17 protein-coding genes are annotated in these 23,172 nt (G+C 67.5%); 4 read left to right on the top strand and 13 right to left on the bottom strand.

Annotated features, from left to right (window positions below; genetic code table 11):
- Positions 1-55: 55 nt before the first annotated feature.
- Together QUV35_RS02055 and QUV35_RS02050 are read right to left on the bottom strand one after the other, a co-directional pair.
- Positions 56-463: a hypothetical protein gene (locus tag QUV35_RS02055; protein WP_300870477.1), complete on the bottom strand. Its 408-nt coding sequence runs from the start codon at positions 461-463 to the stop codon at positions 56-58.
- A gap of 11 nt (positions 464-474) precedes the next feature.
- Positions 475-876: a hypothetical protein gene (locus QUV35_RS02050; protein ID WP_300870476.1), complete on the bottom strand. Its 402-nt coding sequence runs from the start codon at positions 874-876 to the stop codon at positions 475-477.
- A 203-nt stretch (positions 877-1,079) separates the two neighbouring features.
- Here QUV35_RS02050 and QUV35_RS02045 point away from each other — a divergent pair, with 203 nt between their 5' ends.
- Together QUV35_RS02045 and QUV35_RS02040 are read left to right on the top strand one after the other, a co-directional pair.
- Positions 1,080-2,552, top strand: a complete 1,473-nt coding sequence (locus tag QUV35_RS02045) for a hypothetical protein (RefSeq protein WP_300870475.1) — start codon at positions 1,080-1,082, stop codon at positions 2,550-2,552.
- Between the two features lie 32 nt (positions 2,553-2,584).
- Entirely contained in the window at positions 2,585-3,586 is a 1,002-nt protein-coding gene (locus tag QUV35_RS02040) for an alpha/beta hydrolase fold domain-containing protein (protein ID WP_300870474.1), read from the top strand.
- A gap of 26 nt (positions 3,587-3,612) precedes the next feature.
- On the opposite strand, the gene QUV35_RS02035 is transcribed toward QUV35_RS02040, so the two are convergent.
- Positions 3,613-4,296: a type 1 glutamine amidotransferase domain-containing protein gene (locus QUV35_RS02035; protein WP_300870473.1), complete on the bottom strand. Its 684-nt coding sequence runs from the start codon at positions 4,294-4,296 to the stop codon at positions 3,613-3,615.
- 294 nt (positions 4,297-4,590) lie between these two features.
- Between QUV35_RS02035 and QUV35_RS02030 the strand changes: the two genes are divergently transcribed.
- A complete protein-coding gene (locus tag QUV35_RS02030; RefSeq protein WP_300870472.1) occupies positions 4,591-4,986 on the top strand; it encodes a hypothetical protein in 396 nt (131 codons plus the stop codon).
- A gap of 80 nt (positions 4,987-5,066) precedes the next feature.
- On the opposite strand, the gene QUV35_RS02025 is transcribed toward QUV35_RS02030, so the two are convergent.
- From QUV35_RS02025 to QUV35_RS01980, 10 genes are all read right to left on the bottom strand, one after another.
- Positions 5,067-5,582: a hypothetical protein gene (locus tag QUV35_RS02025; protein WP_300870471.1), complete on the bottom strand. Its 516-nt coding sequence runs from the start codon at positions 5,580-5,582 to the stop codon at positions 5,067-5,069.
- Between the two features lie 118 nt (positions 5,583-5,700).
- Positions 5,701-6,879 carry a glycoside hydrolase 100 family protein gene (locus QUV35_RS02020; protein ID WP_300870470.1) on the bottom strand — a complete coding sequence of 393 codons (1,179 nt, stop codon included), beginning with the start codon at positions 6,877-6,879 and terminating at the stop codon, positions 5,701-5,703.
- The gene (gene treY, locus QUV35_RS02015; RefSeq protein ID WP_300870469.1) at positions 6,863-9,820 is read right to left on the bottom strand and encodes a malto-oligosyltrehalose synthase; all 2,958 of its coding nucleotides are present in this window, start codon (positions 9,818-9,820) and stop codon (positions 6,863-6,865) included. Before treY ends, QUV35_RS02020 begins: the two co-directional genes overlap by 17 nt.
- A complete protein-coding gene (treZ, locus tag QUV35_RS02010; protein WP_300870468.1) occupies positions 9,817-11,652 on the bottom strand; it encodes a malto-oligosyltrehalose trehalohydrolase in 1,836 nt (611 codons plus the stop codon). Before treZ ends, treY begins: the two co-directional genes overlap by 4 nt.
- Positions 11,649-13,787: a glycogen debranching protein GlgX gene (gene glgX / locus QUV35_RS02005; RefSeq protein ID WP_300870467.1), complete on the bottom strand. Its 2,139-nt coding sequence runs from the start codon at positions 13,785-13,787 to the stop codon at positions 11,649-11,651. The genes treZ and glgX overlap by 4 nt, the downstream gene beginning before the upstream one ends.
- Positions 13,787-14,467 (bottom strand): hypothetical protein, encoded by a 681-nt coding sequence (locus QUV35_RS02000; protein ID WP_300870466.1) that lies wholly within the window; start codon positions 14,465-14,467, stop codon positions 13,787-13,789. Before QUV35_RS02000 ends, glgX begins: the two co-directional genes overlap by 1 nt.
- 15 nt (positions 14,468-14,482) lie before the next feature.
- Complete coding sequence (treS, locus tag QUV35_RS01995; protein WP_300870465.1) at positions 14,483-17,833, bottom strand: maltose alpha-D-glucosyltransferase; 3,351 nt, start codon at positions 17,831-17,833, stop codon at positions 14,483-14,485.
- A gap of 9 nt (positions 17,834-17,842) precedes the next feature.
- Positions 17,843-19,873 carry an alpha-1,4-glucan--maltose-1-phosphate maltosyltransferase gene (locus tag QUV35_RS01990; protein WP_300870464.1) on the bottom strand — a complete coding sequence of 677 codons (2,031 nt, stop codon included), beginning with the start codon at positions 19,871-19,873 and terminating at the stop codon, positions 17,843-17,845.
- The gene (gene glgB / locus QUV35_RS01985; RefSeq protein ID WP_300870463.1) at positions 19,870-21,795 is read right to left on the bottom strand and encodes a 1,4-alpha-glucan branching protein GlgB; all 1,926 of its coding nucleotides are present in this window, start codon (positions 21,793-21,795) and stop codon (positions 19,870-19,872) included. The genes QUV35_RS01990 and glgB overlap by 4 nt, the downstream gene beginning before the upstream one ends.
- 1 nt (position 21,796) lies before the next feature.
- Positions 21,797-22,129 carry a hypothetical protein gene (locus tag QUV35_RS01980; protein ID WP_300870462.1) on the bottom strand — a complete coding sequence of 111 codons (333 nt, stop codon included), beginning with the start codon at positions 22,127-22,129 and terminating at the stop codon, positions 21,797-21,799.
- Between the two features lie 116 nt (positions 22,130-22,245).
- Between QUV35_RS01980 and QUV35_RS01975 the strand changes: the two genes are divergently transcribed.
- Positions 22,246-23,166 (top strand): LysR family transcriptional regulator, encoded by a 921-nt coding sequence (locus QUV35_RS01975; protein ID WP_300870461.1) that lies wholly within the window; start codon positions 22,246-22,248, stop codon positions 23,164-23,166.
- Positions 23,167-23,172: the final 6 nt, after the last annotated feature.

Here is a 23,172-nt window from a genome sequence, read left to right as displayed (position 1 = left end):
ATCGCGTGCTTGCAGGCGATCGCGGAAATCGCCGCCGATGCGGTTCAGCGCTCCATCATTTTTGCGACAGTGCGGCCTTGAAGTCCGCCAGCACCGACGGCTCCCAGCTGGTGGGCTCGGGCAGTTTGAACAGACTGACCGGTTCCCGGCTCACGATCTCGATCTGGTAGTGGCTTGCCGTGGGTGTGGTGGGCCGGATGAAGAAGCCCACCACTTTTCCCGTGGGCCCGTGGCTCATGCGCGAGCGGATGGCACCGGACGGCTTGTGGCTGTCGATGATGACCATGCCGTTGCCCATGGCGCTCATGGCTGCCTTCCAGACACGGTCGTAGTTGTAGCCGGCGCCCCGCAGCTCGAACACCTTGGCTTCGGGCATGCCCTGCTTGACGCTTTCTTCGTTGACCGTGGTGAGCGCGCATCCGCCCAGGGCGCACAGCGCCAGAATGAGAACAATTTTTTTCATGGCTGTTCAGGCTACTGGTTGCTGCGCAGTCCGCTGGGTCGCGGTGCCGGGCCGGTGCACTTGAAGATGATCTTGCGCCCGGCCAGTCCCGGGCAGCTGGTTTCGATGCCACCCACCACGGTTCGGGCCTGGCCGCCTGAGGAATAGTCGCCAACGATGGTGTATCTGTCTTCACCCTGGCAGGCGGCGGCAATCGCCGCGTAGGCCTGGTCTCTTCGCGACTTCACCTGGAAGGCCATGCCGGCATCGCAGTACGAGATCTCACCGGTCGATCCCCTGGGAATGATCGAGGTCCCGATGCCGCCTGATCGCGTTTCTTCCGGCGAATAGATGTGAGGGGCCTTGACGTTTCCGGCGCATCCGGTGATGGCTGCGACAAGCGCCGTGGTGAACAGGATACCGAGTGACTTCATGTTGAACATTCCCTGATGAGAGGCTGCCGGAACGGGCCGGCCATGAGCAGTGTCTTGCCGTCAGCGTCATGAAGGAACCCTACCGAGGTCGGGTCGCTGGGGGCCTTGCCCAAAGCGGACGATGAACCCGACTTGAGAAGGGTTCCCGGGTGGATTGGCGAACTTGAGAATGAACCGGTCGTTCTCAAAGCAAGGAAACCCTCATGCGTCGATCACCGGCCTTTTTCAGAACCGTTCCGTGGCTTCTTCTGGTCGCCCTGCTGGCGGCGTGTGGTGGGGGTGGCGGCGACGGCGACAGCGATGGCTCTCCAGTTGCCGCCTACACCATTGGTGGACAACTCAGGGGTCTGGCCACAGGCCAGACCGTGTCGGTCTCGAACAACGGCATCGACACCCTCACGCTGGGCGTCAACGGGGCGTTCAACTTTCCCACGTCCGTGCTGGCGAATGCGGCCTATGCCGTGACCGTGCGCTCGCATCCCGCGGGCCAGCGCTGTTCCGTGAGCCAGGGCAGCGGCAACGCCTCGGGCAACGTCGCCACCGTGGAGGTGAGTTGCGAGGCATTGGCGTCCAACACCGTCACCATCGGCGGCAGTGTGAACGGTCTTGGTACGGGCAAGGTCGTGGAGCTGCAGAACAACGGGGGCGATGACCTCACGGTGGGTTCCAACGGTGGCTTCACCTTCCCGACCAGCGTGTCGGTCAATGCGGCCTACGCCGTCTCGGTGCTCACGCAGCCCGCCGGGCAAACCTGTGTGTTGACCCAGGCCTCCGGCACGGCCAGTGCCAGCGTCTCATCGGTGGTGCTCACCTGCCGCAACCTGGTGGCCGGTGTCGTCAGGCCTGTGTATTTGTCGGACACCTACCGCGAAGACCGTGCCGGCTTGCTGGCGCAGGCCAATGCGCAGGGCGCCAGCGGCTACGCCTACCTCACCGGTTTTGCCGCCAGCGGCAACGACTTCATCAACCTCTACGTGAGGGACCTGCCCACCACCTACAGCTGGGAAGCGCTCGATCCACCGGGCAACGCCGCGGGGCTGCTGGCGCAGCTCAACGCCCAGGGCGCGCGCGGGTTCGCCCACAGCACCTTTCTGGTGGACAGCGTGGTCTACGTCAGGGATGCCGGGGGCTTCGCGCCGTTCAGCCACGAACTGCTGCCCAGCCAGAGCTCCAGCGCGGGCTTCCTGAACCAGGCCAACGCACAGGGCGACCGGGGCTTCTTCTTTCTGGGAGAGTTCACGATCGGCGGCAGCACGGTTGCGATCTACAGCCGGGACAGCAGCGGCGCGCGCTACACCTACGAGCTGCAGACCACCACGACCGCCGCCACGCCCGACACCTTTCTGGCGCAGGCCAACGCGCAGGGCCGGCAGGGCTACCGCTTCATCGGCGAATACGCCTTTTCCGGCAACCCTGGAAACGATGCATTCAGGAACGTGTACGTGAGGGACATCGCGCAGTCGGCCACGTTCGAATACCTGGCCTTGCCCGCAACCACCAGCACCTCGGCGCTGGTGGCGCAGGCCAACACCGAGGGGGAGCTGGGCTCGATCTTCCACGGACCGGTGATGTTTTTCCCGGGCGGCTTCTCGCAACCCGGCGTTGCTCGGCATCTGTACGTCCGGCCCGTCCAATGCAGCGGCACCTGGATCTGCCGTCCGGCCAGCCCGCTGTGAGGGCGCCGGCAGCCAGGCAGCGAGCCGCCGCCATGAGAACGTCCATCCACAGCCCGGTGGAAGCCACCTCGATTCCGGATGCGCCAGGGCCGCCCCGGGACGCAGCGGGCCACGAGTCGGTCAACGCAGGACGGACACTGTCCTTTCAGGCCAGGCTGGTCGGGGCCCAGCTGCGCTGGCTCGTCCGCCCCTGGATGAGCCCGCGCACACCGCTTCGCCTGCAGCGGCTGCTGACGGGTTTGCTGCGATGGACCCTACCCCAGGGCCAAGGCGTGCTGACGCAGCGGCTGCACCTGAATGACCGACCCTGCGACCGGCACCTGCCCCCGGGCCCGGTGAACAGCGACGCTGCCATCGTGTACTTCCATGGCGGTGGCTACACCGTGTGCTCACCCGACACGCATCGAAGCCTCACACGCCTGCTGGCGCTGGAGGCCCGCAGGGTGGTCCATGTGCCGGCGTACCGGCTCGCACCCGAGCATCCCTACCCGGCGCAGCTGGAAGATGCCCAGGCCTTTGTGGCGACGCTGGAGAAACAGGGCATGGATGTGCGGAAGATGGTGTTCGCCGGTGATTCGACGGGCGCTCATCTGGCACTCACCCTCACGCTGCTGCGCAGGGAGCGCGGGCAGTCGCTTCCCGGGTCGCTGGTGCTGATCTCTCCCTGCGTGGACTGGACCCTCGTCCACCTGCCGGACCGCAGCACGGACCGACTGCTGACGCCCGGCTGGGTGACCTGGACACGGGACGGCTACGTGGCGCCCGCCATGCGATCCTCGCCGCTGGTGACCCCGATCCACGCCGACCTGCGTCACTTGCCCCCGGTCCTCATCCAGTCCTCCAGCAGCGAGTTGTTCTGTCGGGAGGCAAGGCGCCTGTACTCGAGCTTGCTGGGCGCCGGTGTGGCCGTGACCTGGCAGGAATGGCATGGCCTGTGGCACGACTTCCAGATGCACGCCGCGCTGGTGCCCGAAGGGCGTGAAGCCGTGCGCCGCATCGCCCGCTTTGTGCAGGCGGCGGTACCCGTGCGCTGAGGGGGTCCCCGGCGCGCCCGGGCCTTTCAGGTCGCCTGCAGTTGTGCGAGCACGGCGCGCGCGGCAGCGGCCGATGAAGCGGGGTTTTGTCCCGTGATCAGATGGCCGTCGGTGACCACGAAGGACTGCCAGTCCTCGCCCTTCTGGTACAGCGCTCCGTTGGACGCGAGCATGTCCTGGATCAGGAACGGCACGATCCGGGTCAGTTGCACGGCTTCTTCCTCGGTGTTGGTGAAACCCGTGACCTTCCTGCCCTTGACCAGTGGCGCGCCGTCGGCCGATTTCGTGTGGCGGAACACGGCCGGTGCATGGCAAACCGCCGACACCGTCTTGCCGGCAGCAAACATCGACTCGATCAACTGGATCGAATGTTTGTCTTCGGCGAGGTCCCACAGGGGGCCATGGCCGCCGGGGAAAAACACCGCGTCGAAGCCCTCGCCGGACACCTCGGCCAGCCGGGTGGTGTGGGCCAGTGTTTCGATGGCCGCCGGGTCGTTTCTGAACCGGCGGGTGTCATCGGTCTGCGCGTCTTCGGCGTCGCTGGTGGGGTCCAGGGGTGGCTGCCCGCCCTTGGGAGAGGCGAGCACGATCTCGGCGCCAGCGTCCTTGAAAACGTACCAGGGCGCAGCGAACTCCTCCAGCCAGAAACCCGTCTTCTTGCCGGTGTTGCCGAGTTGGTCGTGCGAGGTCAGGATCATCAAGATTTTCATGGGGTTTCCCGGGTTGGATGTGCACCGTTGAACGGCCATGCGTTCGGTGTGGGGCGGTGCAGCGTCTGAGTGGAGTGCCTGGAGCTGTCCAGACAAGGCTGTGGGCTTCGGCACCAGCGACGAGTCTGCTGCAAGCCAGCCCCGCCGTCTGTTCGAAAGCGCACCCGGGTTTGAAAATCCAGGTGGCGTGTGGCGCTCTGTTTCTGTCCGGAATTGACGCGTGAGCTGCCGCGAAAAAATAGTGCTGGAACAGTAGTGAACTGAAAATACCCCGGCACTAGACTGCCCCCCGCTTTGGGCATTTCACCCAAACGAAAGGGGAAACGGGTGCATCCAGTCATTCAGAAAACATTGGGCGGTCTGACCAGAAAATACTATTTTCGGCAGCTCTTTTTTGGCGTTCTTTTCGCCGCATTCGCCTGGCTCGTCGTGGCCAGGGCAGCGCAGCGGCTTCCCCTGGATGCGCTGCCTTTTTTTGCCATCCATTCCCTGCTGTATCCCTACGCCCGTTTTGCATACGAGAGCGCGGTCCGCTTTGTCATGGGTGAGAACCTGTTGGTCGTGAATGCCATCGTCATGATGCTCATGAAATGTCTCACCATCGCCCTGTGTTGGGGTTCGGCGATGGTTCTTGCGCCCATTGGACTGGCCTGCCTCTATCTTCGCCATTCAAAGTCAGAAGCCGGTTGAAGGCGAATGGCCGGGCTCGTTGGGCTGGCCGCCCGGCCGCCATGCCCGGAAACGTTTGGCCCGGCAGGGCACGACGCCCGTCAACGGCAGCCAGGCGTTGGCACCACGGCTTCGCCGTTGTTTGAAAAACGACCGGAGGCGGTCGCGCCCGCCGTGTTCACCCGCACGACGGCCCCTTCGATTTCCGAACCGGACACCGTGATGCCGCGTGGGCCGAGCGTGTCGTCGACGTCGATGGTGAAGGCGATGCGTGCCGCCGGCGCCAGGCGGCGGATCGACAGCACGACCTGTCTGTCGCCGTCCACCACGCTGGACACCGAGGCCAGTGCGTCGGCGCCGGCGACGATCTCCAGTGGCTGAAACACCTCGACGCCGGCCCCCAGGGCGGTGACATCGAAGACAAGGCCCGCGGCCGAGGGCCTGAGGTCGATGACGACTTCGGTATCGCGCAGGGCGCACGCAGCGCGGTTGGTGATCTCGAACCGGTCCTTGGGCGCGCCCTCGACAAAGCGCACGCCGACGGCCGCTGCCGCCGGGAGCGCAGCGAGTCCCATGGCGGCGATGTAAAGGGGTGCGGATCGTTTGAACGTGTTCACGGGCTTGCCGGCCTGGGTTGAATGCTGGAAGAGCCTTGCGAAAAGACCAGCATTCCGAACCATGACGGCCGCACGGGAGGCCGGGGGCAGTGTGCATCCGGTTCCGACTGCCGGATGCTCAACGCACTGCGTCGAGCGCTCGCCGCGCGAGCAGGAAGGTGGCGGCGTTCCAGCTTTGTCCGGCCATGCCCATGGGCTTGAGCGTGCGGCCGTGAAACCATTCGGTGAAGCGCCAGCCGTCCTGCTCGTTCGCCCGGGCCAGCCGCGCCAGCGCCGACCACGCCTGCTCGCGCAGGCCGAGTTGCGCCAGCGCCATCACCCAGTAGCCGCCCACGAAGGGCCAGATGCCGCCGTTGTGGTACTGGTGCACGCTGTTCTGCTGGTGCCGCGCCATGTACGGCCGCCAGAGTTCGTGCTGGCGTGACAGCGGATGCAGCACGACCCGCACCGGCCAGGGGTCGTCCGCATGCGCCTGCTGGATGGTCTGCACGATGCGCTGGCACTTGGCGGTGTCGGCCAGTCCGTTGAGCACGGCCATGAGGTTGCCGAACACATCGCCTTCGTGCCCGGACACGGCCAGGTTGACAAAGCTCAGGTACAGGCCCGGGTCGCTCCGGCCGCGCCGCGCGTAGTGGCGCAGCAGGCGCGCCCGGTGGTATTCGGGCAGGTCGCGCTGAAAGGGGTCGAAGAGGTGGTTGAAGTGGTGGTGCGTGGCTTGGGCATCGGCCAGTCCGAAGCGCCGCTTGACGTCGTACCACAGCGCGTTGGTGTAGAGCACGTAGCCCGAGCGCGGCATGATGTCGGCCCAGTCGCTGGCCTCGTTCTGCTGCAGCAGCCGAAAGCGCTGGTGCTCCTGTGCCAGCAGCCAGGCGATGGCGCGGTCCACGCCCGCCTGCCAGCGCGTCGGGCTGACCCGCCCGGCAGCGCGCACATGGTCCACCGCGATCAGCCACCACAGGGTCGCGTCGATGCAGCCGAGGTACCAGAAGTCGGCGTCCTGGCCCTGCGGGTCCACGTATTTCGGGATCTGGCCGTTCGCTGCCTGCTGTGCGGCCAGTGCATCGAGGCTGGCCACCGCGCCCGTCTCCAGCGCGTCGATGCCGCTGCCACACATCGCCATGACGCAGATCGCCGCGTCGCGCCCGAAGGTGCGGGTGTAGCGGCGCGCCTCGGCCGCCTCGGTGCGGCTGGCCGCCAGAATGCCGTGCGGCGTCAGGTTGGCCTGCAGCAGCGCCAGGGCGGCCCCGGTGCAGGCATCGATCAGGGGGAGGGCGCTGTCGTCAGTCTCGTGGCTCATGGGTTCCTGCGTCGGTGCTGAAGAGCGCCGCCACCGGAAATTCTCGCAGCACATCGGCCAGCAGCAGCCTGGTGCCCGGTGGGCCGTGGCGCCGGCCGCTCACCCCATCGGTGAGCCCGCGCGCGGCGGCGCCCCAGGCTGCACCTGGCGGCCACACGATGGCGGTGTCGCCCCAGCAGTCGCCCACGGGCGCGGTGCCCGGGGGCAGGCCGAAGGCGGCACTCAGGCGGGTGCCGACCACCACCACGCAGGCGCCGGCGTGGCGTCTGGCAAAGGCGATCACGTTGGCGCTGCGCTCGCCCTGCACCTGGAGCGGCAGGTAGTCCCCATGGCGCAGCAGCTGGGCCCGGGCCTGCCGCAGCTGCAGTGCCTGCCAGGTCACCCAGAACTTGGCACGACCGTCGACCGCCCGGGCCAGCAGCGCGCGCAAGGCCGCACCCCGGTCGGGCAGGGCTTTGATGTTGCGTGCTTCGTCCAGCAGCTGACGGCGGTGGGCAAAGTCCACCGGGCGGCGGTTGTCCGGGTCGACCAGCGACAGCTCGATCGCTTCGTGCCCCTGGTAAAAATCGGGCACGCCGGGAGACAGGGTCTTGACCAGTGCCATCGTCAGCCCGTTGAGCGCGCCGTGCCACGCGACCACAGCGACCGTGCCCTGCAGGTCCTCGAGAAACAGGTTGCGCTCGCGGCGTCCCAGCAAGGCGCGCACGAACGCGGTCAGCGCCGCTTCGTAGGCTTCGTTGGGGTTCATCCAGCTGGTCACCGCCTTCGACTCGCGCGCCGACTTGAGCATCACCTGCTCGATCCGCAGCGCAAACCCGGCCAGTCCGGCGTCGTCGATTTCGCCCACGGGCAGGCTGCCCAGCAGCAGCTGGTAGAGCAGGTACTCGTCGTTGCGCGTGGGTGCGCGCGCGCCGTCCACGGTGCGCTTGTGGCTGCGGTTCAGGCGGCTCCAGCGGCGCACGGTGAGCCGCCAGGCCGCGGGCATTTCGCTGATCACGTCGATGCGCAAGCGAACATCTTCCGAGCGTTTGGCGTCGTGGGTGGAGGTCGCCAGCATCGTGTCCGGCCAGCGCAGCGAGCGGTCAAGACTCGCCCCGTGGAAGGCATCGACCGACATGCCGAACGCATCGGGGTCGCCTCCCACGTCGTTCACCGACACCAGCCGGTGGTGGCGGTACAGCGCCGTGTCCTCGATGCCTTTGGCCGCCACCGGCGCGGTGTACTGCTGCAGCCGGCGCGCAAATTCCCGGTAGCGCACACCCAGGCCGACCGGTGCGCCGCTCAGCGGGCGACCGATCAGCACCCGGCGCAGGAAGTCGAACACACCCGGGGCCCCCGCCAGGCTGCGCCGGCGGGCGCGGCCAATGGCCCAGTCGATGAACTTGCGGTCCTGCGCGCTCGGCTTGTGCAGCATGTAGGTGCGGTAGACCGGGAACGACGCAACCACCTCGGCGAGGGCCTGCCGCAGCGAATTCAGCGTGAAGTCGCGCGTGCGGCGGTCTTCTCGGGCCAGGCGCAGCAGCGACGCGCCGAGCACCGAGAGCTCGCCGGCCAGTGTTCCCTCCATCACCACATGCCGGCAATGCCAGGCCAGCGTGTCGAAGTCCACCGCCTCGTCGCCCACGAAGGAGCGCCACACGCGGTCGAGCCGGGTCTTGGCGGCGCCGTCGATCATCAGGCCGTTGATCACGTTGGCGAAGCGGTAGCCGGTGGTGCCGTGAACCGCCCAGTCGTCCGGCACCGCCTCGTGCGGCGCCACGATCTTCTCGACCACCACATACAGCGGCAGGTCGGGCGCTGCGTCGCCACGCCGCCCGGTGGGCACCGGCAGTCCCGCCAGCTCGGCATAGCGCCGCTGCAGGCGTTCGAAATAACCCGCCGGGTCGGCCATGCCGTCGGGATGGTCGATGCGCAGGCCGTCGATGGCACCACCGGTGGCCAGTTCGAGCAGCAGGCGGTGCGTGGCCTCGAACACCTCGGGGCGCTCCATGCGCAGCGCAGCGAGTTCGTTGATGTCGAAGAAGCGGCGGTAGTTGATCTCGTCGGAAGCGATGCGCCAGTGGGCGAGCCGGTAGGCCTGTGTGTCGATGAGCGCGTCCAGCGCGTCGAAACTGCTGCGCTCGCCCGGCCGCCCGTTCATCGCGGTGACCACCTGCCCGATCGCCGCCGCCAGCGCAGGGAAACCCTGCACCTGCCGCGCCAGCGACGTCTTCAGCCGACGCTGGTCGTGCTGGCGGCGCTCGCGCGCCGAGGCATCGGTTTCACCGCGCGCCGGCAGGCGGTCGAACAGCGTGGCCAGGCCCGAGAGCCCGTTGCCCCGCACGCTGGCCCTGTCGCCCGGCACCAGGCAGCGCTGGGCCAGTCTCAGCAAGGACCCGTAGCCGCTCGGGTCGATCGGCAATCGGTGTTCGTGGTAGGCCAGCGTGAAGCAGCCACCAGCGGCATCGAAGGCCAGGCGGATGTCACCCTTTTCGAGCTCTGCGCCGTACTGGTCGCCCAGCACCGGCAACAGCACCTTGTCACGCAGCACCGGATCGGCGTTTCGCCATTCGATGTCGAAATGCTCGGCAAAGACCGATGCCGCGCCGTTTTCCAGCACGTCGAGCCACCAGGCGTTGTCTCCGCCGAGCACCCCCATGTGGTTGGGCACGATGTCGACCAGCAGCCCCATGGCGCGCTCGTGCAGGGCGGCCACCAGCTGGTCGAAATCGGCCCGCGTGCCCAGCTCGGGGTTGAGCATGCCGTGGTCGACCACGTCGTAGCCGTGCTGGCTTCCGGTTCGCGCCCGCAGCGGCGGGGAGATGTAGAGGTGGCTGATGCCCAGGTCGGCCAGGTAGGGCACGAGTGCGCCCGCGTCGCTGAAGCGAAAGCCTGCGTTCAACTGCACGCGGTAGGTGGCGCGCGGCACGATCGCCTGCCGCGCCGGGGAGTGGTCGCTCATGGCGTCTCGATCGAAAACTGCACCGACCAGGGGGCCAGCCGCGCACCCGCGGCATGGCTGCGGTACACCACCGCACCCGGCGGCTCGCTCGCCACGCCGGCCGGGCTTTCGTGCGGGGCCAGTTGCGCCAGCAGATGCCAGCGTCGTGCGCCGCCCAGCGGCCAGCAGATGGCCAGCGTGCCGGGCGCTGCCTGCGTCATGACACCGCTGCGCACGTCCCGCAGCCAGGGCATGAGCTGCGCTTGCCGCAGGCGCAGCAGCTCGCTGGTCAGCACCAGCCATTCGGCGTGCGGCGACTGTTCGCGCTCCGACCAGTCGAGCTGGCTCATGGCGAAGGTGGTTGCGGCGTTCGGATCGGGAATGGCGTCTCGGGCGTCGGGGTCGCTGAAGCGGGCAAACCGGCCGAACTCGGCGCGCCGTCCCTGGGTCACGGCCCGGGCCAGCTCGCCCTGGTAGTCGCAGAAGTAGAGAAACGGCGTGCTCGCCGCCCATTCCTCGCCCATGAACAGCATCGGCGGTGACGGCGCCAGCAGCACACACGCCAGCAGTGCGCGCAGCGCTTCGCTGCGCTCGGCCGCCGCCGCCAGCGTGGCGATGCGCTCGCCGAATGCCCGGTTGCCGACCTGGTCGTGGGTCTGCAGCGAATTGACAAAGGCCAGCGGCGACAGGTGCGCCGAGGGCGTGCCGCGCCGTTCGCCGCCACGGTAGGGTGACGGATCGCCCTGGAATCCAAAACCCTCGGCCAGGGCGCGGCCGAACAGCCGCACCGGCTCGGCGGCGTAGTCGACGTAGTAACCGTCCGTCTCGCCGGTGGCCAGGACGTGCACGGCGTGATGCACATCGTCGTTCCACTGCGCATCGGCCAGCAGCGGTGCTCCGGTGTCGTCGCGACGCAGGCGGGCGGCGTCGTTGAGGTCGTTCTCCAGCACCAGATGCACCTGCCGGTCGCGCCCCGGCCCGGCGCGCACGGCGGCCACGAGTTCGTCGATGAAATGCGGCGAGCTGCTGTCGTGCATGGCATGCACCGCGTCGATGCGCAGGCCGTCGAGATGGAACTCCTCGATCCAGTAGAGCGCGTTGTGGATGAAGAAGTCGCGCACCCACCGGCTCCCCGGGCCGTCCAGGTTGATCGCGGCGCCCCAGGGCGTGGCCAGGTCCGGGTTGAAGAAGCCCGGCGCATAGGCGTGCAGGTAATTGCCGTCGGGGCCGAAGTGGTTGTAGACCACGTCCATGAACACCATCAGCCCGCGCTGGTGGGCCGCGCAGACCAGGCGTTTGAGGTCGTCGGGCGTGCCATAGGCGGCCTTGGGCGCGAACGGCAGCACGCCGTCATAGCCCCAGCCATGCCGGCCTTCGAATTCGGCCACCGGCATCAGCTCGATGGCCGTGACGCCCAGCGCCACCAGGGCGTCCAGCCGGGAGATCGCCGAGGCAAACGTGCCCTCGGTGGTGAGACAGCCCACGTGCAGTTCGTAGATCACCGCCTCGTGCCAGGGCCGGCCGCGCCAGGCAGCGTCGTTCCAGTCGAAGCGCCACGGGTCGATGAAACTGCTCGGGCCATGCACGCCGCTGCGCTGGCAGCGCGAGGCCGGGTCCGGCACGACCGGGCCACCGTCGATGCAGAACGCGTAGTCGGTGCGGGCATGGGCGCGCGGCAGTTCCAGCTCGTGCCAGCCGTCGTCCAGCGCCTTCATGGGGAAGCTGCCCTGGTCCGGTCCGTCGCCGCTGCGCACCAGCACCACCCCGGTGGCGGCCGGCGCCCACAGGCGAACCCTCGCGCCGCCGCTGTCGGTCGGCGCCGCCCCGAAGGGCATTTCGTGCAGGCGTTTCATGGCGCAGGGGTCCTCTTGAAGCGCACGAGTGCGAGCGAACGCGCAGCCAGCACATAGGGCTGTGTGGGGTCGAAGGGGGTGTCGGCCGGTTGTGCATCGGTCGAGGTGTCGATCAGCAGCTCGCCGGCCAGCGGGACCAGGCCCGCGGGCACGACAAACCGGACCTCGTTGGCGTCGGCGTTGAACATCACCAGGAAGCTGTCGTCGCGCACGGCGCGGCCGCGCCCGTCCACCTCGTTGAGGGCGTCGCCCGACAGAAACACCGCGAGCGCCCGCGCGTGGTCCTGCCCCCACTCCTGCTCGCCCATCTCGGTGCCGTGGGGCTGCAACCAGACGATGTCGCGCACGGTGCTGCCGTGCAGCGGGCGGCCCTGGAAAAAGTCGCGCCGGCGAAACACCGGGTGGGCGGCGCGCAGCGCCATCACGCGCTGCGTGAAGGCCAGCAGGGATCGCCGGTCGTCGCTGGCGGTCCAGTCGAGCCAGCTGATGTCGTTGTCCTGGCAGTAGGCATTGTTGTTGCCACGCTGGGTGCGACCCATCTCGTCGCCGGCGAGCAACATGGGCACCCCTTGCGAGAGCAGCAGCGTGGTGATGAAGTTGCGCTGCTGGCGTGCGCGCAGGGCGAGCACGCCGGGGTCGTCGGTCGGGCCCTCGACGCCGCAGTTCCACGACAGGTTGTGGCTGTGGCCGTCGCGGTTTTCCTCGCCGTTGGCCTCGTTGTGCTTGTCGTTGTACGACACCACGTCGGCGAGCGGGAAACCGTCGTGCGCGGCGATGAAGTTGATGCTCGCGTAGGGCTTGCGGCTGCTGCGGTTGTAAAGGTCGCTCGAGCCGGTGAGGCGCTGTGCGAATTCACCGATGACGCCGCCTTCGCCCTTCCAGTAGGCGCGCATGGTGTCGCGGTACTTGTCGTTCCACTCGGCCCAGCCGACAGGAAAGTTGCCCACCTGGTAACCGCCTGAGCCCAGGTCCCAGGGCTCGGCGATCAGCTTCACGCGGGACAGCACCGGGTCCTGGCGCAGAATGTCGAAGAATGCGCTGAGCCGGTCGACCGCGTGGAGCTCGCGGGCCAGTGCCGAGGCGAGGTCGAAACGGAAGCCGTCCACGTGCATCTCCGTGACCCAGTAGCGCAGCGAGTCCATCAGCAGTTGCAGCACACGCGGATGCTGCATGTTCAGCGTGTTGCCGCAGCCGGTGAAGTCCTGGTAGTGGCGCGGGCTGTCCTGTGCAAGGCGGTAGTAGGACGCGTTGTCGATGCCGCGAAAGGCCAGCGTCGGCCCGAGCTCGTTGCCTTCGGCCGTGTGGTTGTAGACCACGTCGAGGATGACTTCGATGCCCGCCTCGTGCAGGGTTCGCACCATGGTCTTGAACTCGCCGATCTTGCCGCTGGCGCTGTAGCGGTGCTCGGGCGCGAAGTAGCCGATGGTGTTGTAGCCCCAGTGGTTGCGCAGACCCCGTTCAACCAGGTGGCGGTCGTCGAGAAACGAGTGCACCGGCATCAGCTCCACCGTGGTCACGCCCAGGCGTTTGAAGTGGTCGATCACCGGGGCACAGGCCAGTCCGGCATAGGTGCCTCGAAGCGCGGGCGGCACGTCGGGGTGCAGCCGCGTGAAGCCGCCAACGTGCAGTTCGTAGATCACCGTCTCGTGCCAGGGCACGTTGGGCGGACGGTCGTCACCCCAGGTGAACGCCGTCTCGATGACCTTGCAGCGCGGCAGGTAGGGAGCGCTGTCGCGCCGGTCGAACGACAGGTCGGCCTGGGCGCTGCCGACCCGGTAGCCGAACAGCGCGTCGTGCCAGCGGATGGCACCGACGATGTTGCGGGCGTACGGATCGAGCAGCAGCTTGTTGCCGTTGAAGCGGTGACCGTCTTGCGGACGGTAGGGCCCGTACACCCGGTAGCCATAAAGCAGGCCCGGGCGGGCCTGGGGCAGGTAGCCGTGGAACACCTGGTCGGTCTGCTCGCGCAGGGCCAGGCGGGCGATCTCGTTGCGCCCGCTCGCGTCGAACAGGCACAGCTCGACCCGCTCGGCCGATTCCGAGAACAGCGCGAAGTTGACGCCCATGCCGTCCCAGGTGGCTCCCCTCGGATACGGTTTGCCGGGCCACAGCGCATCGATGACGGTGGCGGCCATCAGGTCCGGTCCGCCGGGTCGCGTGGAAACCACCGTTCGATCAGCTGGGCAGCGCGCTCACGCGCGCCCAGCCCGAACGCCAGCGCCAGCGCGAACACCACACCCGCCAGCAGGATCAGGAAGGTGTGCTGGATCAGGCCGCCACCGATGTCCAGGTGGTCGATGGCCAGCAGGAGCACGAAGGCCATGACCGCGTAGCGCACCCCGCTGGCCAGCAGCTCGGCATCGCTGATGCCCGCTGCCCGGAAGTAGCGCTGCACCGCGTTCGCCACGAAGCGCGAGAAATAGCTGCCGAACACGACCACCAGCAGCGCGACCAGCAGCCGGGGCACGAACAGCAGCACCTTGCCCAGCAGATCGGTCACCTGGGTCAGGCCCAGCGTGTTGAAGGCCACGATCAATGAGGCGATCAGCACCAGCGCGTAGGCAATGATGCCGAACCACTCGGCGGTGTCCTTCTCGCTGCCGCCCTGCTTCAGGAAGCCGTCGATGCCGGCCCGCTCGGTCAGGATGTGGAAGTTGAGCGCCCGCAGGGCCTTCACCACGCCCATGCGCAAACCCTTGGCCAGCAGCCAGCCCACCACGATCACCGCCAGCGCCACCCCCAGGCGCGGCAGGAAGTTGCCGATCTCCAGCAGCAGCCCGCGCAGCGGGACCAGCATCACATCGATGTTTTCCATGTCGACTCCAGGTGTCTAGTTGTCAATGCCGGCCAGCGCGGCGATGCCGGCCAGCGGCACGCCGACCCATTCGGGACGGTTGTCCAGTTCGTAGCGCAGCTCGTACAGCGCCTTCTCGAGCTCGAACAGGTCGAGCCACGCACCGGCCTGTTCGAACGCGGCGGCATCTGCATACAGCCCGCCGGCCACCGCGACCTCGCGGTAGGCACCGAGGAACGCCTGCCGGATGTGCCTCTCCCAGAGCCGGGCGCCCGGCGCCAGCCGCTCCAGCTCGACGCTGCCTTGTGCGGTCTGGTGCAGCGCCGTGTGTCGTGCGTAGTCGAACGAGCGCAACATGCCGGCCACGTCGCGCAGTGCGCTGTGCCTGGCACGCCGCTGCTCGAGCGGGCGCTGCGGCTCGCCCTCGAAATCGATGATCAGGAAGTCGTCCTGCGCGATCAGCACCTGTTGCAGGTGCAGGTCGCCGTGCAGGCGGGTCTTCACGCCGCTCGGGGCGGTGGCCGCGGCCAGGGCGATGCGGGCGTCGAGCGCGGCGCGCGCGGCGACCACGCGCGATGCCAGCGCCGCCAGCGGTTCGCTCAGGCTGGCGCGGCGCTGCATCAGCAGCTCGAGCGTCTGCTCGAGTTCGGCACGCACGGCCGACGACCAGTGCACCAGGTCGGCGACACGGATCGGCTCCGGGTCGAAGGCCGGCAAACCATGGGGTTGGGCGAGTGCGACGTGCAGCGCTGCCACCCGCCGTGCCAGCACCTCCGCCCGCTGTGCCATGGCGTCCATGCCGTCCTGCAGATCGGTGTCGACGTTGCGCACCGATTCGAGCAGCCGGGCCAGCTGGTCGACCGTGAAGGTCCATGCATCGCCCTGGTTTTTCACCTGCGCCTGCAACAGCGCCAGCACCCAGACCGTGCCGTCCCGGGCGTGGTACTCGACGCTGCCGGCCACGGCAACGCAGTGCGGGTAGCGCGCCACATCGGTGAGAAAGCAGCCCATTTCCAGCTCGGGGCTGATCCCCGCATGCAGGCGCCGGTAGGCCTTGAGGAAGATCTGCTCGCCGAGCAGGCTGATCGAGTTGCTGCTCGTGGTCAGCCGCTGCAAGGGCGTGGCCGACTGCAGCGCGTCGCCAATGACAGCCCGGTAGGCGTCGGTGGGCACGAAGCGCACCACGCCGCCGTCGGCCACCGTCTCGCGCCGTGCGCCGATGGCGCTCACCATGGCGCGGCAGAAAGCCTCGTCGCCCATCGCGTCGGCCAGCACGCCCATGGTGGCCTGCTGGCGCACCTTGGTCACGGCCACCGGCATCAGTGCGCGGGTGCGCTCTTCGTCGTCGTCTTCAAAGGCGATCACCAGGGGCGCGAAATAGCGGGCGGGCTCTGCCGGTCCCTGGGTGTCGATCAGCGCCAGCAGCCACTGCGAGTTCCCTTCTTCCAGCATGCTGTGCACCGCCAGGGTGGCGCGTTCCAGGGGCTCGCCCTTGGCGGCGTACCAGCGCTGGCGTTGCATGAAGCGGGGCATCAGCTCGCGCTCGAACTGGGTGCGCGTCTTCTCGGCCATGCCGATGCGCCAGGGCACGACGTTGCCACGGAAGAAGCTGTTCCAGTTGTCGAACAGCACGAGAACCGGCAGGTCCTCCAGCGCCAGACGTTCCGCATGCCAGGGCGGGGGCGCGGCGTCCAGCGAGAGGCGAAACCAGAAGAAGCCGTAGGCCGGCAGGGTCAGCAGGTAGGGCAGGTCGCCGATCGGCGGGAACGGGCTGCGCCCCATCATTTCCACCGGCACGCGGCCCTTGTGGGCCTCCAGTGCCAGCTCGACCGGTTGCGCCACGCGGCTGACGTTGAAGACGCACAGGATCACGTCTTCGCCATGCTCGCGCACGTAGGCCAGCACCTTGCGGTTGCCCGGATGCAGCATCGTGAAGCGCCCGCGCCCGAATGCCTGGGTGGCGTTGCGCATGGCCAGCATGCGCTTGGTCCAGTTCATCAACGACGACGGTTCGCGTGCCTGTGCCTCGACGTTCAGCGCCTCGAAGCCGTAGATCGGGTCCTGGATCGGCGGCAGGTACAGGCGCTGCGGATCGGCGCGCGAGAAGCCGCCATTGCGGTCGCTGGTCCACTGCATCGGGGTGCGCACGCCATCGCGGTCGCCGAGAAAGATGTTGTCTCCCATGCCGATCTCGTCACCGTAGTACAGGACCGGCGTGCCCGGCATCGACAGCAGCAGGCCATTCATCAGCTCGATGCGCGCACGGTCGTTCTCCAGCAGCGGCGCGAGCCGGCGGCGGATGCCCAGGTTGATCCGCGCCCGCGCGTCCGACGCGTACATGCGGTACATGTAGTCGCGCTCCTTGCTGGTGACCATCTCCAGCGTGAGCTCGTCGTGGTTGCGCAGGAACACCGCCCACTGGCAACCGTCGGGGATCTCGGGCGTCTGCGCCAGGATCTCCACGATCGGGTGCCGGTCTTCCTGGGCGATGGCCATGTACATGCGCGGCATCAGCGGGAAGTGGTAGGCCATCTGGCATTCGTCGGCATCACCGAAATACTCACGCACGTCCTCGGGCCACATGTTGGCCTCGGCCAGCAGCAGGCGGCCGGGGAAGCGCGCCTCGATGCGCGCGCGGATCGCCTTGATCACCGTGTGGGTCTCGCGCAGGTTCTCGTTGCTCGTGCCGTCGCGCTCGATCAGGTAGGGAATCGCGTCGAGCCGGAAGCCGTCCACGCCCATCTCGAGCCAGAACTCCATGGTCTTGAGCACGGCCTCAAGCACCAGCGGGTTGTCGAAGTTCAGGTCGGGCTGGTGGCTGAAGAAGCGGTGCCAGAAGTACTGCTGGGCGACCTCGTCCCAGGTCCAGTTCGACTTCTCGGTGTCGGTGAAGATGATGCGCGTGCCCGAGTACAGCGTGTTGTCGTCGCTCCAGACATAGAAGTTGCGCTCGGGCGAGCCCTTGGGCGCGCGCCGCGCCGCCTGAAACCAGGGATGCTGGTCGGAGGTGTGGTTGACGACCAGTTCGGTGATCACGCGCAGGCCGCGCCGATGCGCCTCGATCACGAAGGCCTTGAAGTCGTCCAGCGTGCCGTAGCTCGGGTGCACGTCCTCGTAGTCGGCCACGTCGTAGCCGTCGTCGCGTTGCGGTGACGGATAGAACGGCAGCAGCCAGATGGTGTTGACCCCGAGCGACTGCACATGGTCGAGCCGTTCGGTCAGGCCCCGGAAGTCACCAATGCCGTCGCCGTTGGCATCGGCGTAGGCCTTGATGTGCAGTTCGTAAATGACCGCGTCGCGGTACCACAGCGGATCGCTGGCCGGTTCGCCCGCCGTCGTGACCGGGGCGTTGTCCCCGATCGCTGTGCGCCTGGTTTCATCGATCATCGGCATCTCTCAAAGGAAGTAGTCGAAATCGTTCTCGCGCTTCAGGCGTGAACGCAGCTCCATCACATGGACGGGCGTGGTGTGTGGATCGAGGCTCACGAAGTTGCGCGCGCCGTGCCACAGGAAGTGCGAGCCGGTCACCAGGTCGTGCAGCTGGTAGACCTGTCCCGGCTGGATGCCGAGCGCGTCCTGTTCCAGTTCGACCCAGCCGCTCTGTGTGTGGTGCGGATCGAGGTTGACCACGCACACCACGGTGTTGGCTCCGTCGGCCGAGGTCTTGGCGTAGGCGAGCATCTGCTCGTTGTCGATGGACAGGAACCGCAGGCCGGCATCGCTCTGCAACGCCGGGTTGGTGCGCCGGGCGTGGTTGAGAACGGCGATGAAGCCGGCCAGCGAGTCGGCCCGCGTGCGGTCCCACACGCGGCGCTCGAACTTCTCGGAATCGAGGTATTCCTCGCCTCCGGCGCGCAAGGCCTGCGACTCGAGCAGCTCGTAGGCCGGCCCGTAAATGCCGTAGCTGGCGGCCAGTGTCGCGGCCATCGCCACCCGGGCCATGAAGACCGGCCGCCCGCCGTACTGCAGCGCAGCGGGCAGGATGTCGGGCGTGTTGGGCCAGACATTCGGGCGAAAGTACTCGCGGCCCGGGCCCTGCGTCAGCTCGGTGAAGTACGCGGTGATTTCCTGCTTGGTGTTGCGCCAGGTGTAGTAGGTGTACGACTGGCTGAATCCCACCTTGGCCAGGCGGTGCATCACCCGCGGCCGGGTGAACGCTTCCGACAGGAACACCACCTCGGGCTGCAGCGCCCGCACACGGGCGATCACCCACTCCCAGAACGCATAGGCCTTGGTGTGGGGGTTGTCGACACGGAACACGCGCACGCCTTCACCCACCCAGTGCTCGAAGACACCCGCGAGCGCCAGCCACATCGCGCGCCAGTCGGCGCTCTCGAAGTCGAAGGGATAGATGTCCTGGTACTTCTTGGGCGGGTTCTCGGCGTACTGGATGCTGCCGTCGGCGCGCTTCTTGAACCAGTCGGGATGCTCCAGCACCCAGGGGTGGTCGGGTGCGCACTGGAAGGCGATGTCCAGCGCGATGTCGATGTCGAGCTCGTTGGCACGCTTCACCAGGCGGCGGAAGTCGGCGGCGGTGCCGAGTTCGGCCAGGATCGCGGTGTGCCCGCCCTCGGCTGCACCGATCGCCCATGGGCTGCCGGCGTCATCGGCCTTGGCCTCCAGGCTGTTGTTGCGGCCTTTGCGGCGAGAGCGTCCCACCGGGTGGATCGGCGGGAAGTAGAGAACATCGAACCCCATCTGCTTGACGTAGGGCAACCAGGCTTCGCAGTCGGCAAAGTTGCCGTGCCGCCCGGCATCGTCGGAGGCCGAGCGGGGGAAAAACTCGTACCAGGCCGAGAAGCGCGCCCGCTCGCGCTCCACCGTGACGGGGAAGGTCTGTGGGTGGGTGAAGGCGTGGCGCAGGTCCGGATGGCGGCAGGCAACGGCGGCACGCGCTGCGTCATTGCCGACGCGCTTCAACGCATCCACGCCGGTCGCCGCGTCTTGCGCGAGTTGCGCCAGTTCGCGTGCCCATGCCCGCAGCAGGTCGGCATCCAGCGCGCTGTCGGCGCGGTCGGCGCAGGCAGCGATCAGGCTGGCCCCGGAGGCCGCGGCCACCCTCACGTCGTCGGCATCGATGCGGCGCGCGAAATCATGGCGCCACGACTGGAACGGATCGACCCAGGCACAGACCGTGTACTCCCAGCTGCCCAGCGCGTCCACCACAAAGCCGGCCCGCCAGCGGTCGTTGACGAGCGGCTCCATCGGCACGCTCTTCCAGTCAGATCCGGCGAAGCGCCACTTCAGACTGCAGGCCACGACATCGTGGCCGTCGGCAAAACAGTCGGCCTCCACCACGACCTCGTCACCGGTCACACGCTTGATCGGAAAGCGTCCGCCGTCGACGGCCGGCTGCAGGTTTTCGATCACCACGCGGATGCGGCCATCGCTCAGGGCGATCGGGTGGACTTCGTTGCGGACACTCACGCTGTGGCTCCTTCGAGTTTGAGGACCAGCACGCCCAGCGGCGGCAGTCGCAGGTTCAGGGCCTGAAAGCGGCCGTGCGCGGCGACCGGCACGCTGTCCACGCCGCCCTGATTGCCCACGCCGCTGCCGCCGTAGATGGCCGCGTCGCTGTTGAGCAACTCGCGCCATCGGCCCGGGGCGGGCACGCCCACGAGGTGGTTCTCGCGCGGCATGGGCGTGAAGTTGGCCACCACCAGCAGCGCTTCACCGCTGCCCGACTTGCGCAGGTAGCTCACCACGCTGCTCTCGGCGTCGGCCCCGTCGACCCATTCGAAACCGGCGGCATCGAAGTCCAGCTCATGCAGGGCGGGCTCGCTGCGGTAGAGGCGGTTCAGGTCCGAGACCCAGCGCTGCAGGCCACCGTGGAACACACTGCCGTCGATCAGTCCCCAGTCGAGTTCGCTGTCGTGGTTCCACTCGCGCCGCTGGCCGAATTCACAACCCATGAACAGGAGCTTCTTGCCCGGGTGGGCCCACATGTGGCCGTAGAGCAGTCGCAGGTTGGCGAACTTCTGCCAGTCGTCGCCGGGCATCTTCTCGATCAGCGATCCCTTGCCGTGGACCACCTCGTCGTGCGAGAGCGGCAGCATGAAGTTTTCGTTGAAGGCATAGGCCAGGGAAAACGTCAGCTCCCCGTGGTGCCAGCGCCGGTGGATCGGGTCTTCGTGCATGTAGCTCAGCGTGTCGTGCATCCAGCCCATGTTCCATTTCATGCCGAAGCCCAGACCACCCACCCAGGTGGGCCGGGACACCATCGGCCAGGCCGTGGACTCCTCGGCGATCACCTGCACGCCGGGGTGGTCGCGGTAGGCCGATTCGTTGAGTTGCCGCAGGAAGGCGATCGCCTCCAGGTTCTCGCGTCCGCCATGCACGTTCGGTATCCATTCGCCTTCCTTGCGCGAGTAGTCGAGGTAGAGCATGGAGGCCACGGCGTCCACGCGCAGCGCATCGATGTGGTACTCGCCCAGCCAGAACATCGCGCTGGACAACAGGAACGAACGAACCTCATTGCGCCCGTAGTTGAAGATCGAGGAATTCCATTCCGGGTGAAAACCCTGGCGCGGATCGGCGTGCTCATACAGATGCGTGCCGTCGAACTGCGCCAGCCCGTGGGCGTCGGCAGGAAAGTGCGAGGGCACCCAGTCCAGGATCACACCGATGCCGGCCTGGTGCAGCGTATCGACCAGGCACTTGAAGTCCTGCGGCGTTCCGTAGCGCGATGTGGCGGCGAAATAGCCGGTGGTCTGGTAGCCCCAGGAGCCATAGAACGGATGCTCCGTGATCGGCATCAGCTCGACGTGGGTGAAGCCCATCTCCTTCACATGCTGCGTCAGCAGCGGCGCCATGCTGCGGTAGTCGAGCATCTCGCCGGTCTTGTCGCGCCGCCACGACCCGAGGTGCACTTCGTAGACGGACATCGGGGCGTTCAACGCGTGGTTCGTGGCACGTCCCGCCATCCATGCTGCGTCGGCCCAGTCGTGGCCGTCCAGGCTCCAGGCGATGGAGGCGGTGGCCGGCGCCGCTTCGCTGCGAAAGGCAAACGGGTCTGCCTTCTCGAGCCGCGCACCGGCCTGCGTGTGCACCAGGAACTTGTAGCGATGCCCGGCCTGGACACCGCGAACCTCGCGCTCCCAGATGCCCGAGCCGTCGTCCCGCAGCCGGGCCTGATCGGCCTCGGCGTTCCAGTCGTTGAAATCCCCGATCACCGACACGGCGCGGGCGTTGGGCGCCCACAGCGCAAAACGGGCGCCGGTGGCTTCGAGGTGGCAACCCAGTTTTTCGTGCAGCCGCGAGTGCGTGCCTTCGCGGAACAGGTGGATGTCCTGTTCCCCGAGCGCGCTGTCCGGTCGGGCGGCGGGTTTCAGCAGGATGGGTGTTTTCATGTCAGTTGCTTCCGGTTGTGCGGCGGCTCGCATCGAGCTGCAGTTCATCAAGGATCGACACCATCGCGCGTTCATTGTCGGAAGCGTTGCGCATCGGCCGATCGAGGTACCGGGTCAGCAGGGCGAGCCCTTGCCGATCGGCGTACATGTAGAGCTGACCCATCTTCTGCGCGATCTCCCGGTAGCCCGCCTCGATGTCGAGCACGCGCCGCTTCAGTTCCAGCACGACCTGCTCCGGGACCTGGCCGGCCTCAAGATCGAGCAGGTTCTTCGGACCCGCCACCAAACGCTTGCGGCGCGATGCAGCGCCTGAACGACCCGTGTTCTCTGTCATGTCTTCACAGTAACTTATGATCCGTGCGAAATGGGAATCAAGTTTTGAAGTTGAAGTTTGCAAAAATGATCATTGGCAACACCTGCCCCGGGCGCGCAAACGTGCCCGGCTGAGCCATGCGAAGAGCCGGTGCCCACCCCGACGAACTCCGCCTGCGGCTGAACTGGTCCGACTTCCAGACCGTGCTGGCGGTGGCACGCCACGGCAGCGTGGCCAAGGCTTTCGGGCCGCTGGGCATGACCCATTCGACCTTGCTGCGCAAACTCGACCTCATCGAGTCGCGGCTCGACACCAAGGTGTTCAACCGCGGACGGCCCCGCTACACCCTCACGGCGGCGGGGCACGAGATCGAGCGCGCGGCGCGGGAGTTCGAGCCCCTGGCCAGCGGCGCCGAGATGCGCGCCAGCGGTGCCGACCTTCGGCCCAGTGGCGATGTGCGCGTGAGCGTGTCGTCCATCGTCATTGATCATTTGCTGCCTGCGGTGCTGGCGCAGTTCCGGTCGTCGTTCCCGGAAGTGCAGATCGAGCTGGTCAGCACCCGCGAACACGTCAATCTGCGTCGGCGCGAGGCCGACATCGCGATCCGCATCGCCGACACGGTGCCGGACTGGCTGGTGGGCCGGCGGCTGGCCGACCTGGCGTTCAAGGTGTACACGCGGCGCACGGGGCGGGGCAAGGTGGCGCTTCAGGACCTCGACGACCTGACCAGCCAGCGGCGCTGGATCGGTTTCGAGCGCGATGCCCACGACCTGAAGTTCGATCGCTGGCTGGCCGCGCGCGTGCCGGCCGAACAGGTGGTGCTGCGGGTGGACAACTTCAGCCACGCCGCCAACATGGCGCGCGCCGGCATCGGCATTGCCCTGCTGCCGGCCTTCATCGAGCCGAGCATTCCGGACCTGCAGCCGCTGACCGCCTCGATCGAGGAGCTGGTGACGCCGCTGTGGCTGGTCACGCATCCGGAGCTGAAGGACTCGGCCCGGATCCAGGTGCTGATGCGCGCCTTCGGACCGGCGCTGGCCAACGCCGCCGTGCCGTGAGTCTGG

The organism is Hydrogenophaga sp., from assembly GCF_030373225.1.
Classification (GTDB): domain Bacteria; phylum Pseudomonadota; class Gammaproteobacteria; order Burkholderiales; family Burkholderiaceae_C; genus Hydrogenophaga.
Note: the sequence above shows the minus strand (reverse complement) of the source record. Positions and strands in the feature narration are given on the sequence as shown.

Excerpts from the sequence above, each read along its gene's own strand:
- glgX (WP_300870467.1), bottom strand. The coding sequence starts at position 13,787 with ATGGCCGCCACCGTCATCGATGCGCTGTGGCCCGGCAAACCGTATCCG.
- QUV35_RS02040 (WP_300870474.1), top strand. The coding sequence starts at position 2,585 with ATGAGAACGTCCATCCACAGCCCGGTGGAAGCCACCTCGATTCCGGAT.
- glgB (WP_300870463.1), bottom strand. The coding sequence starts at position 21,795 with ATGAAAACACCCATCCTGCTGAAACCCGCCGCCCGACCGGACAGCGCG.
- QUV35_RS01975 (WP_300870461.1), top strand. The coding sequence starts at position 22,246 with ATGCGAAGAGCCGGTGCCCACCCCGACGAACTCCGCCTGCGGCTGAAC.
- QUV35_RS01980 (WP_300870462.1), bottom strand. The coding sequence starts at position 22,129 with ATGACAGAGAACACGGGTCGTTCAGGCGCTGCATCGCGCCGCAAGCGT.
- QUV35_RS02020 (WP_300870470.1), bottom strand. The coding sequence starts at position 6,879 with ATGAGCCACGAGACTGACGACAGCGCCCTCCCCCTGATCGATGCCTGC.
- treY (WP_300870469.1), bottom strand. The coding sequence starts at position 9,820 with ATGAGCGACCACTCCCCGGCGCGGCAGGCGATCGTGCCGCGCGCCACC.
- QUV35_RS02045 (WP_300870475.1), top strand. The coding sequence starts at position 1,080 with ATGCGTCGATCACCGGCCTTTTTCAGAACCGTTCCGTGGCTTCTTCTG.
- treZ (WP_300870468.1), bottom strand. The coding sequence starts at position 11,652 with ATGAAACGCCTGCACGAAATGCCCTTCGGGGCGGCGCCGACCGACAGC.
- QUV35_RS02055 (WP_300870477.1), bottom strand. The coding sequence starts at position 463 with ATGAAAAAAATTGTTCTCATTCTGGCGCTGTGCGCCCTGGGCGGATGC.
- treS (WP_300870465.1), bottom strand. The coding sequence starts at position 17,833 with ATGATCGATGAAACCAGGCGCACAGCGATCGGGGACAACGCCCCGGTC.
- QUV35_RS02050 (WP_300870476.1), bottom strand. The coding sequence starts at position 876 with ATGAAGTCACTCGGTATCCTGTTCACCACGGCGCTTGTCGCAGCCATC.
- QUV35_RS02035 (WP_300870473.1), bottom strand. The coding sequence starts at position 4,296 with ATGAAAATCTTGATGATCCTGACCTCGCACGACCAACTCGGCAACACC.
- QUV35_RS02000 (WP_300870466.1), bottom strand. The coding sequence starts at position 14,467 with ATGGAAAACATCGATGTGATGCTGGTCCCGCTGCGCGGGCTGCTGCTG.